The sequence below is a fragment of the Vibrio sp. 779(2023) genome (assembly GCF_033344285.1).
GTDB lineage: Bacteria > Pseudomonadota > Gammaproteobacteria > Enterobacterales > Vibrionaceae > Vibrio > Vibrio alginolyticus.
The window spans coordinates 1-12924 of record NZ_JAWPOM010000042.1 but is presented as its reverse complement, the minus strand read 5'-3'; the positions used below and the strand labels follow the sequence as shown (position 1 = coordinate 12924).

4 protein-coding genes are annotated in these 12924 nt (G+C 45.3%); 2 read left to right on the top strand and 2 right to left on the bottom strand.

Annotated elements, in window-relative coordinates:
• Nucleotides 1-2739: Calx-beta domain-containing protein (locus R8O70_RS24355; RefSeq protein WP_318184399.1), on the bottom strand; the 2739-nt coding region annotated here is incomplete at its 3' end.
• 389 nt (nucleotides 2740-3128) lie between these two features.
• Between R8O70_RS24355 and R8O70_RS24350 the strand changes: the two genes are divergently transcribed.
• On the top strand, nucleotides 3129-4442 hold the full coding sequence (locus R8O70_RS24350; protein ID WP_021707835.1) for a TolC family outer membrane protein: 1314 nt from the start codon (nucleotides 3129-3131) through the stop codon (nucleotides 4440-4442).
• Nucleotides 4443-4444: 2 nt separating this feature from the next.
• Entirely contained in the window at nucleotides 4445-5059 is a 615-nt protein-coding gene (locus tag R8O70_RS24345; RefSeq protein ID WP_005377363.1) for an OmpA family protein, read from the top strand.
• A gap of 86 nt (nucleotides 5060-5145) precedes the next feature.
• Here R8O70_RS24345 and R8O70_RS24340 read toward each other — a convergent pair.
• The coding region (locus R8O70_RS24340) for a tandem-95 repeat protein (RefSeq protein ID WP_318184398.1) at nucleotides 5146-12924 on the bottom strand (7779 nt) is incomplete at its 5' end.

Below are 12924 nucleotides of genomic sequence, written 5' to 3'. Positions count from 1 at the left end.
GCTACCTTGTACTGCCCCAATGCCAGTTACCGTGACACTGAAATCTTCTGGGCCTTCATAAACAGCGTCATCAATGGAAGCAATGCGCACATCAAACTCGGTTTGCCCCGCTGGCACCGTTACTACACCATCGTTTGGCACTGCAACCCAACCACTACCCGTGTTGTATTCTAAGGTGCCCAAGTCACCGGCTTCGGTCTCACCTAAGTTGAGGCCAAGCTCGACTTGAACAGTGGACTCGGAAGCATTCGACAGCGTCACTTTGAAATTCGCTGTCTCACCCTCATTGATGGTGCCAGCATCTGAAATAGTCACGCTTGGACGGTCATCATCCGGATCGGGGCCCGGACCTGTGCCGTCATCCACTATCGTCGCCGTACCGGTATCACTGCCTTGCACTGCGCCAATGCCAGTCACCGTGACACTGAAATCTTCTGGGCCTTCATAAACAGCGTCATCAATGGCAGCGATGCGCACATCAAACTCAGTTTGCCCCGCCGGCACCGTCACCACGCCATCGTTTGGCACTGTCACCCAACTGCTTCCCGTGTTGTATTCTAAGGTGCCTAAGTCACCGGCTTCGGTATCGCCGAGATTAAGACCCAACTCTACTTGCGTTTCCGCTTCAGACGCGTTCGATAAGGTGACTTTGAAGTTCGCCGTATCCCCCTCATTAATGGTGCCAGCATCTGAAATAGTCACGCTTGGTCGGTCATCATCCGGATCGGGGCCCGGACCCGTACCATCATCCACTATCGTTGCCGTACCGGTATCGCTGCCTTGCACCGCCCCAATGCCAGTCACCGTCACGCTGAAATCTTCTGGGCCTTCGTACACCGCGTCATCAATGGAAGCAATACGCACATCAAATTCGGTTTGCCCAGCTGGCACCGTTACCACGCCATCATTTGGCACTGCAACCCAACCGGAGCCTGTGTTGTATTCTAAGGTGCCCAAGTCACCGGTTTCGGTGTCACCTAAGTTGAGGCCTAGCTCGACTTGAACTGTAGACTCGGAAGCATTCGACAGCGTCACTTTGAAGTTCGCCGTATCCCCCTCATTGATGGTGCCAGCGTCAGTGATGGTCACATTCGGACGGTCATCATCCGGATCAGAGCCTGGACCCGTGCCGTCGTCCACTATCGTTGCCGTACCGGTATCGCTACCTTGTACTGCCCCAATGCCAGTTACCGTGACACTGAAATCTTCTGGGCCTTCATAAACAGCGTCATCAATGGCAGCGATGCGCACATCAAACTCGGTTTGCCCCGCTGGCACCGTTACTACACCATCGTTTGGCACTGTCACCCAACCGCTTCCCGTGTTGTATTCTAAGGTGCCCAAATCTCCAACTTCGGTATCGCCAAGATTAAGACCCAGTTCCACCTGCGTTTCCGCTTCAGACGCGTTCGATAAGGTGACTTTGAAGTTCGCTGTCTCACCCTCATTGATGGTGCCAGCATCGGTAATAGTTACATTCGGGCGGTCATCATCCGGATCGGGGCCTGGCCCCGTGCCGTCATCCACTATCGTCGCCGTACCGGTATCACTGCCTTGCACTGCGCCAATGCCAGTCACCGTCACACTGAAATCTTCTGGGCCTTCATAAACAGCGTCATCAATGGCAGCGATGCGCACATCAAACTCAGTTTGCCCAGCTGGCACCGTTACCACGCCATCATTTGGCACTGCAACCCAACCGGAGCCTGTGTTGTATTCTAAGGTACCTAAGTCACCGGCTTCGGTGTCACCCAAGTTGAGGCCTAGCTCGACTTGAACTGTAGACTCGGAGGCGTTCGACAACGTCACTTTGAAATTCGCTGTCTCGCCCTCATTAACCGTACCTGCATCACTCATCGTTACCGCTGGGCGATCATCATCAGGATTTGAGCCAGGTCCACTACCATCATCTAAAATAGTGGCAGTCCCAGTAACAGGTGTGCTTTGTTCTTCTGTCGTGCCAGAGAGCGTAAACGTTTCTGGGCCTTCAAATATAGAGTCGTCAATAGAGTCTATAGAGACCGTAAAGCCACTTTCACCCGGTGGGATCGAAATGGTAAAGGTTCCGCTTTCACCGACTGAAACTTCTTCTGTTGTACCATCAGAAAATGTTATGAGGACACGCTCATTGACGTAGTCACTCCCGTTATCGTCAGCTGAGCCGCCTGTTGCGGTTCCATCAAGGAGAGAAAGAATGACATCAGTATTGTCTTCAGTTGTTTGACTTAGAGTAATATCGAATACAACTTGGTCACCTTCGTTGATAGTCGGACTAGATATTTCTTGAACTAATATAGTCGGTGGTACAGGGCCATTAATTACTCTGAAAAGATCCAACAAAGATAGTGCTTGAGTTGTAGATAGTCCGATTCCATCAATACCGACGGTCTCAAAATTCGTACTAGCCAACAATTCAGCGCCAGTACGATCTATTGCACCAGTATTTTGGGGGCTAGAACCACTTTCCTCACCTGCAGCTGGCTCAAAATCCTCACCAAGAGCAGCCGGGTCTTCTCCACTAGCGATAGCCTCGATTAGCGCAGTGACATCATCAGTAACGTTAATTGAACTACCTTGCGGTGTTACCTGTTGTACAATTAATTCTGATGTATCAGAAACTTCCTCAATAATTAATTCACCAGGCTGAGGTAGCTGACCACTTTCAAGACTTCTCAGGTTCCCATCAAGCCCTATAACCACGACATTGCTCATCAATGAACTTAACGCTACTCGATCCATGCTCTTCATCCTTGTATTAGTTTAATTAAAGGCTTGTTACTGCACTAAACACGTCTATAGTTTAGACAAAATATGAATTTTTCGTTTTATTCCAAGAGGATTTAGTTTTTTGAGAGTAATAAGGAAAATAACCGAAGAATTTGCCTTCATTTAAACCAGTTTCCGCTATGCTCTTAAGATAAAAAGGTTTTCTACGAAAAAATCGACCACTTACCAAGCAAGCTTTGCCTCGTATGCTAGAGTTTAGAGAGTAAGATTGTTGTTTTTTATTGAATTAAACATTTAAACATCAACAAGTTGATAATACGCACTAAGAAAATTCATTGTTTGTAACTTCTCGTCTCAAATATGAAACAGAATAAGAGCGACATGATTTTAGGAGAACTAACGTGAGATGGAATCGAGTACATATAGCCTGCTGTTGCTTAATAGTGTCTTCACCAGTTTTCGGTCAAACTCTAGAGCAAGCGGTTGCACAGACGCTACAAAATAACCCCGATATTAAGAGTGCATTTAACGAGTTTATGAGCCAGAAGTACATAAATGAAGCTTCATCAGGTGCTTACCTCCCCTCTGTTGATCTAGATGCTGGAATTGGATATGAAGGATTAGACCCGTCAGATGAAGTTGGTCGAGGAGACACGGATTACACTCGAAAGGAAGCTTCAGTGACACTGACCCAACTAATATGGGATGGTAGCGCTACATTAAATGATATTGATCGAACCGCAGCTGATGCTGAATCTGTTAGATTTCAACTCTTAGCAGATGCTTCAGATAAGGCACTTGAAGTGACTAAAGTGTACTTGGACGCTGTTAAAGCGTATGAAGTCCTAAAGCTTTCAGAAAACAACCTTGCTGTTCATAAAGATATTTACGATGACATTAAAAAACGAGTCAACTCGGGTATCGGCTCTACTGCTGACTTGACGCAGGTAGAAGCACGTTTGGCAAAAGCACACGGAAACTTAGCTGCTGCTCAAAATAACCTGTATGACTCTCACACGATGTTCACTCGTTTAGTCGGTCAAACACCACAAGGGTTAATCTTTCCGAGAGCGGACCAAAACTTTATCCCGTACACGGTTGATGAAGCGGTAGGCTTGGCATTTGAACTTCATCCCGTTATTCAAGTGGCGCTCGCAGACGTAGACTCGGCTAAGTTTCAATACAAACAGTCTAAAGGTGTTAATTACCCAACCATTTCAATTGAAGCTTCGCAAACATGGCGTGACGACGCTGATGGTTTAAAAGGTCGAAGTGATGAGACACTTGCCATGCTGCGTCTACGCTACAACCTATTCAATGGTGGCAGTGATGCAGCGAACTCAGAAAACTTTGCCTACCAGCTAAATAAAGCAAAAGACTTGCGTGAAGGTGCCTATCGCAATGTTGAAGAAGGGTTAAGGCTTTCTTGGAGTGCGCTTGATTTAACATTACAACAAAAAGAGTTTCTATCAGATCATGTAGACTCTGCGTCTGAAACCGTAATTGCTTACGAGAAGCAATATCGCATCGGTAAACGAACACTGCTTGATCTATTGAACACTGAAAACGAGCTCTTTGAGGCGCGTAAAGACTACTTAGATTCTAAATACGCAGAGCAGTACGCCAAATATCGAGTGATGAACGCAACTGGGCAACTGTTGAGTGCATTAAGGGTTGAAATGCCTAAAGAATGGCTAGAAGAAGTGGAGTATTAATTATGAAACACATAGCTTTTATTACACTCTCATTAATGCTCTCCGCATGCAGTTCATCAGATCGTGGTGATGAATATGATTACATAGATACCCCAATTGCCGATCAGTGGGCTGATCATATAGATGATGACTCTGACGGAGTCATTAACGAGCGAGATTTGTGCCCGGGTACACCTTTGGGTGCCGAAATAGACAACGACGGTTGCGGTTCGTACGTTGACTCCTCACAAGAAATGCAAATTCGAGTACTATTTGCGAACGATTCCGATGTGATCAACCCTATCTTTACTCAACAAATTCTTGAACTATCCGACTTTTTGAAAGAGTACCCGAACACGTCTATAGAGATTCAAGGTTATGCTAGTCGCACTGGTACTGCAGAACATAATCTTGACTTATCTAAGCGCCGCGCTGAAAACGTTAGAAAAGAGCTCATGAAGAACGGCATTAGTGGAGATAGAGTTACCATTGTCGGCTATGGAGACACAGTACTTGCGACACAAGGTACAGACCAAGTTAGTCACGCATTGAACCGTCGAGTAACCGCAACAGTGATTGGCCACAAGGGTGAAGTGAAGAAAGAATGGACCGTTTTCACAACACTTCCAAAAAGCTAGCACAACAATAAACAGACCGTAAAAATAAAAGGTCTAGCAAATTGCTAGACCTTTTTGATTTTAAATTTGACTACAGTTTAGCGCTACTACATGTCTTTGTACTGAGCTTCTAAACTCGCAATTAAGCTTTGAGTCACATCATCAACACTTGCACCGTCAAAATGGATGTCCAATGTCGAGCTCCCTTTTGTAATACTCAGGTTTGCCTCAGATCCCCCGTCTGGTGCCACTTCTACATGATACTCTCCGACATCACCAGTATGATCACCTGATTGAAGATCATTAAGAAGCTCTCCAATTTCATCTTTAGATAAGTCGTCAAACAGATCTGAGAAGTCTAGAGCGTCTTCATTTTTATTGAAGTCAGTGACAGTATCAACATCGTTAGTGACTTCACTCCACTTAAAGATGTCGGCCCCTTCTGACCCTGTTAAAGTATCACTACCTAAACCACCAATCAGAATATCATCCCCTTCACCGCCAACGAGTATGTCGTTGCCACCATGACCAAATAGTAAGTCATCACCAGCGCCGCCATATAAATTATCCGATTTATCTCCTTGGTGAGTTTGGTTGAATTCTTCCAAGTTATTTCTAACGTACTCATGTATATCTTCGCCGTCAACGGTAGACACATCCTGACCCGTTTGCTGCGCCACATGTGATTGAATCGCACTTAAGCCTTGTTCATTACCACCAAACTCAATTAAGTCACCTAACAAGATATCGTTACCTTCACCTCCTTGAATAGTGTCTGAACCTTGTTTGAGAGGTACATCTTGACCCAATATCGTTTCAGCAAGCTTAGTAACATCAATATCTGACTCTACCACACCATCAGTGTCATACTGCTTGAGTGTATGTTCATCAACGCCACTCCCAAGACCTATCGCTTCTATAGAGGACAATGCCGCTAGTACTTGATACATGTGTTGAGCTTGTGTCGAGCTATTCCCTTCATCGTAATAACGGATAGAGCCATAATATCTGTCGATATCGCCAAGGATTCTTCCTGTTAGCGGTGAATAAACCTTACCGTAACTATCTATAACGACATCACCTTTGTAGGTAACTGTTTGTCCGTATGAGTAATTGTTTTTACTCGCAATATCTTGCAGGGTAACAAGCTTGCCAGAATTATCGACGTCCAAAATCACTTTCGAGAATTCACTCGGTGCTACACCATAGAGGTATGTTGCTCTATTTGGTTGACCATCCGTAACAAAGTACGTGATATTTTGGCCATTAGGGTTAGGTTGACTGCTGAACCATTCAACGGCCGACTGTAAGCCCGCCTCATAGTTTGTGCCGCCAGAACCCTCATCATCAATTACACGATTCAACTCTTCTACAAACTCTTTTCTTGCTGTAAGAGAACTCAAGTCAACAGAAATCACCGCTGATGCACTTGAAGCAAATTCACTAAGGTGAATATTCACTGTCCCTGGCTTCTCTCCTTGATTTACCGCACTTAACAGCTCATCAAACACATCTAGCACTTCTTGCTTCGCAGTTCCTACCCAGTTACCCATGCTCCCTGAAGTGTCCAGAACAAATGCGATGTTGTAGTCCTGACCTGCAATGATCTCCAATCCTTGAACATCACCAACAATAATATCGTGATCGTCACTACCCGTTATCTGATCATTCCCATGCGATCCCGACTCCAACACATAGTCACGAGCTGTAAGCTCAACGGATTCAGTTGTTGAAGCTGCGTCATTATTTGATCCTTCAACAGACGTAGCAGTAACGCTTAGCGGGAACTCTAAGCTGCCTTCATAATCGAATGGCACTCTGATATCCAGGGAAAGCTTACCATCTGTACCAAGAGTGACAGGGTAATCTCCATTTGAATCTTGCTTAATTGCGACCCCATCAACATACACGTCAACACCGTCTGGTAGATCTTGTACAAGAGCAGTCTGCGCTAAATCCTCACTTCCATCGACATCAACTAGATCAACATCCACATCGACCGAAATCCAGCGATCTTGAAGCACTTCATAAGTGCCATCAGGTTTCAAATCAACAATTTTGTCTGCAAAAACAACGCGTTCAATTTCATATAAATGATCACCTCGGTCATCACTACCTGTATGATCGTTTACCGAATCGATAGAACGACTATCTAATAAAATCCAATATGGAACTTTACCGCCATGATCGTCTTTGAAGGTCATTTTGTAGTCATCAAAGTTCCCTGTTAAGTAAACTGTATCTTTACCATCATGCAGAGTAAGACTGGTCGCGTCATCACCATAAAACGTATCATTGTTACCACCGCCAACAAATACGTCATCGCCACCGCCACCATAGAATACATCGTTGAAATCTGTCCCAACAAACAAGCTGTCGGTGTCACTTAAGTCAGTATTGACTCCCAACACAACACCAGCGTGTGTATTAATTTTAGGTACTGCATTATCCAACCCAAGGTTGGCTGCGACAGCCTCATTTTCGGTATTGGTATTATTTATTGCCGATGTAGCTAAGTGGTGATTAGGATCAACAGCATCTCTTTTTACTAACTCTCCAACATTAATCGTGATCGCAGGTGCATCTGCGATAGCAACAACATTGATATCAAGTGTATTTGTTACGCCAGTATTTGTGGTATAGCTAATTAATGGAACGTCACCTGACCAATGCTCAGCAGGTTCAAATATGTAACTACCATCTCGGTTTACTAGTAACGTACCACTAGTCAAAGAAACACTTTCGCCTACCTCGTAATCAGCACCATCGATAGTAAGATGATCTACCATCAGAATATTGTCGCCGTCAGAGTCATTAAGCAATACATTCCCTTGTAGAGTATTGTCTTCTATGGTTTCGCCCAAATCACTTTCCGTTTCCGTCGGTAAGTTCTCATGTACTACAACATTGATCGCCAAGTTAGATTCTGCTGAATCACCATTCGAGCTTTCTGTACTCGTTGCAGTCAAATTGATAGTGAAGTCATCATGGGAGCCCGCAGGTGGAGTCACAGTAAGTGCATCTAATGCCCAACTTGTCACGTCCAGTTCTTCATCAATAGTTGCGACAGTAATAGAACTATTTCCATCTGAAAGGATCGCACCTACAGGTAAGCCAGTTAGCGTGACTTTAAGTGATTCAGAGCCATCTGTATCATTTAAGCTTGCTTTAATTTCAGAGAGCGGTATCGCTGTATCTTGTAACCCTTCGTTCAGCTGGTATGTTTCGTAAAACGCAACACCATTAACTTCTTGTAGTTCAGACGTTCTGATATCAGTTGCTTCTAGTGCACTTTCATCACTAACTACGTAAAGACTACTATTGCTCAGGTTGACAGGCGCTTGTCCATTAATGGATACATCCACATTAAAGTTACCCGGACCACTTTGGTTATGGTGATAAATTTCAATTGGATAAAAGCCAGATACCGAAGGGGTAAAGCTAGCTCCCTTAATATCACCACTGTCGCTCCCCCAACGAGCTTGATCAAGTAACGTACCACCCAACTTGATTGCAAGGCTATCATCGGCTTGACCGACAAAGTCGTAACTCGAGCCAGCTTCGAGATAAACAAGAGATGTGACTAGAACGGCCTCATTTGCCAAGGTTGCATGAGTCCCTAAATCTTCCACATTTGCCCAACTCAATCGAGTACCATCGGCTTCATTAAGAGCGTTGATCGCTGAGATTAGAGTCTCTCCATTGACCCCCATACCATCACTAGAACCAACTTGAACATTACTCCATGTCGTAACGTTAAACTCTTGTTGAGGCAATGAGTTTAATGGCGTCACTGCAATTAAGTTCGGTTTGTCAGCTACAGGGTTCACGTCTATTGTCAGTGTCGACTCTTGACCAGAGCTCTGCCCATCTGTCGGTTTAAAACCAATTTGAGCGTAACTAGACTCCTGGTCTCCGACTTGATTTCCGCCGAAGCTGTCACTGCCTGATTCATTTAATTCAGGTACAAAACGAACACCGTTTTCCTCAAAAAGCGATTTATCGAGGACTTGATCGATTTGTACAGACTGCCAATCGCCTTGCGAATCTCTGTACTCTAATGAGCCATCGCTAGGAAGCGTTGTAATTTGGACGGATAGATCTGATACATCAGAGTCCACATCGCTAATACCGAATGATGACCAATCAAGCATCACTTGAGTATCTTCATTCATCTCAACCACTGAAGGCGAAGATTCAGGAGCATCATTCACATTTACCAGAGAAACATTTACCTCGGCAGTATCAATCCCGCCAGTTCCATCGATAACCTCAACCTGAAGCGTATAATCGCCCAAGTCAACATCATCGATTGTCTTGTTCAATGAAATCTCTCCACTTGTCGGGTCGATATCAAAAATACCATTAGTGCTCGAGCCATCTGCAAAGCGGTATACAAGCACGTCATTATCGTGATCTTCAGCAACGACCGTGCCGATAACGGCCCCACTCACCGTGTTTTCGTTAACTGACCCGAAGTCGTAAACATCATCATTTGGTTTGTCACCAGCACTATCGCCGCCAGAAATAAACTCTGGAGCGTGCTGAGCATCTATAATAGAGACTGTTGCTTCATTCGAGTCACTTGCAAGCGTCGAATCTGCACCAACCGTATCAATTAGAGTCACGGTTAGGTTTTCAAGATCTTCGTAAATACCATCATCGAGAGTTTTTATATCAATCGGCGCCGACGTTTTACCCGCTGGAATCGTGACTGTGTACGTACTTGGAGCAATATAATCTTTGTCATCAACATTCCCTCCGATTGTAAATGTTACCAGTACATCTTCATCTGCTTTTTGGTCAATGTTGACGATAAATTTTGCATCACTACCTTCATCAACTGAGGATTGATCTGAGCTAATAGTCACTTTCGGTGCACTTTGGGCATCAACGATCACAACACTTGCGCTGTTATTTGAAGCAATGCTCGCATCAGCGCCATCAACCTCTTTAATGGTTACTGTGAAAGATTCTGCGCCCTCATAAATACCATCGGTGACCGTCAGTAAGTCAAGAGCAGCTGAAGATTGACCCGCAGGAACTTCAACACTCAGAACGCCAACAAAATCTTTTCCATCTTGGGCCACGCCACTATATTCGACATGAACCGTAACACTCTCATCTGCAACTTTATCAAGTGTCAGCGTAAAGCCTGCCGTTTCACCTTCATTTACGCTATTTTGATCGGCACTAATACTAACTAAAGGTGCAGGATCAGAATCCACAATATTTGCGTTACCAGTTGCAATACCATTACTGGTGACACTACCGATTTCCGTAACCGTCAGACCAAAGCTCTCATCACCTTCATGGACATTATCTAGTTTGGTCGGGACTGCGACTTTAATTTCAGCGACACCTGGAGGTATAGTAACGTCTCCATTAGGCGCTATATCTAATGTTTGAGTTTGACCATGAGTATCCACATAGGTCACTACCATAGTGCCTAGATCAACATCTTCCGCAGTATAGCTATCATTTGTTGTTGACTTCAGATTGACGACAACGGCCTCTTGAACAGGGTTAGAGAGTAAAACGGTAAATATTGCGTCAGTTCCTTCAATGACATCGCCGGCATCTACTACGCTAAGTTTTGTACTGTCATTATCAAGAACTGTAGCCGTCCCCGTTTCACCGCCGATCTCAAGAACGATCGTTTCGCTGCTTTCCACAACCAAGTCATCAATAGTCGGAATCGATATTTCGAAGCTACTTATACCTGCAGGAACAATCAAGTAACCACCTAAGAAAACAACACCATTTGTATAGGTTGCATTTGATAGATTTACGTCATTCTTATCAACTGAAGAACCTTGAGCAAGCATATCAACTTGGTACTTAACGGCAGTGCTAGTGGTTTCATTTAGAACAACCGAGAACGTGACATTGTCACCCTCAGTCACGCTATCACCGACCACAGACAGGCTTGGCCCATTTTCAGCAATATTACCATCTAGCATTTCATTAACGATATTGACTGTAGATGGATCACTAACACCACTTTCAGAATCGACTGCCACATATCCAAAGCTATCTCCGGCAGGAATACCTTCTACATAACGTAACTCCCAGTTCCCTTCATTTTTCGTAGACAAATCTAACTGAGTAATGACCGAACCTTCAGGAAGAGCTAGATCTTGCCCAAAACCAACGCTTGTTTCTTGGAATAGCATGAAGTTGCCTTCAGGCTTCAAGAACTCGAACGTTTGAGTCTGTTCGATATTGTTTGAATCTAAATACGTAACCGTAATAAGCGCAGCGTTGTCATCACCGTAATCAAACAATCCACCTAATCCATCTAAGCCAAGGTTTACGCTGCCCACAGGGTTATTAGACAAATCGATCGTAATTGTCTCGCCTTTCTCAATACCCTGCCCATCATTGTCAGCAATACCGTTTCCGATATGTGACACTTGGCGGTTGTATTGAGCAAGTTCACCACTATCAGAAGATATAGTGATGGAGGAACCATTAACTAAATGCTCAGTACGGGAGTGTGATGGACCTCCGTCCTCACTTAGCCCCCAATTATTGAAATCTGTTGTAGACTCGGAGCTATTTGGTGTATCTGGGCGATCCTTGATACCTAATAAGAAACCCACATTATCAGCTTCATAGTAAAGGCTATCTTTTTCATAAAGAGTGTCACTGACTTCTTTTATTTCATGCAGTTCACCGTTGTTATCTCTGAAGAACAATGTTCCTGAGGTCGGTAGTTCAGTAATCCGCACATGCAAATCGTTGCCATTTAAGTCATCTTCAATATCCGCTATATGATCCTGAGAGTCGCCATCACCTAAAGGTTTCGTATCAGTATCAAATACAACTTGCGTCAAAGGCTTGTCAGTAACATACGTAAAGTCCTCACTGTCAGGCCTGTCATTCACTGGTGTGACATCGACGTTCACCGTGGTGGACTCCGATACCCCACCGGAGGTGACGATGTAGGTGAAGTTGTCTGTGCCGTGGAAGTTGTCGTTTGGCGTGTAGGTTACGCTACCGTCCGGGTTGACCGAGACCGTGCCGTTGGCTGGACCGTTATTGGTATCCAGCGACACCACTTTGTCGTCGCCTTCGAACGTGTCGTTACCTAAGACCTTGATGATGGTTGGCGTGTCTTCCACAACCGTCGCGTTGTCTGCCACGATGTCTGCCACAGGCGCTACTGTGAAGTTCACCGTTTGGCTAACGCTTTCGCCGCTTGGATCGGTGGCCGTAAAGGTCAGCGCTTCTGAGCCGTTCCAGTCCGCGGTTGGAGTGAACGTAGCAATACCGTTGACGATCGCCACTTGAATGTTGCTGTTGCCAGCAACGCTGAAGCTCAGATCGCCATCCACGTTATCCACATCGCTGAAAGCGGTATTTAGATCGATGCTGTATGGCGTAAAGTCTTCTGCCAAGGTTTGGTCTGCAATGCTGCTTTCAACCACAGGCGTGTCGTTCACCGCATTCACGGTGACGTTAACCGTCGCTTGGTCGGTCAGTGCACCATCGGTCACGGTGTAAGTGATTTCAGCATCACCATGGAAGTTCTCGGCCGGTGTGAACACCAGTTTGCCGTCAACAATCTCGACTGTGCCTTGCGCTTCAGGTACAGACGCTGATTGGATAGACAGCGTATCACCATCAATATCGGTGTCGTTTGGCAGAACATCAATCGTCACTGGCGTGTCTTCGTCAGTAACAGCGGTATCATCTTTTGCCACTGGCGCGTCATTGACTGGCGTCACATCGACGTTCACCGTGGTGGACTCCGATACCCCACCGGACGTAACGATGTAGGTGAAACTGTCTGCCCCGTGGAAATTGTCGTTTGGCGTGTAAGTGACGCTGCCGTCCGGGTTGACCGAGACCGTGCCGTTCGCTGGGCCGTTATTGGTATC

What these genes read in the sequence shown, in the direction of transcription:
- R8O70_RS24345 (WP_005377363.1), top strand. Translation starts at nt 4,445, where the DNA reads ATGAAACACATAGCTTTTATTACACTCTCATTAATGCTCTCCGCATGC.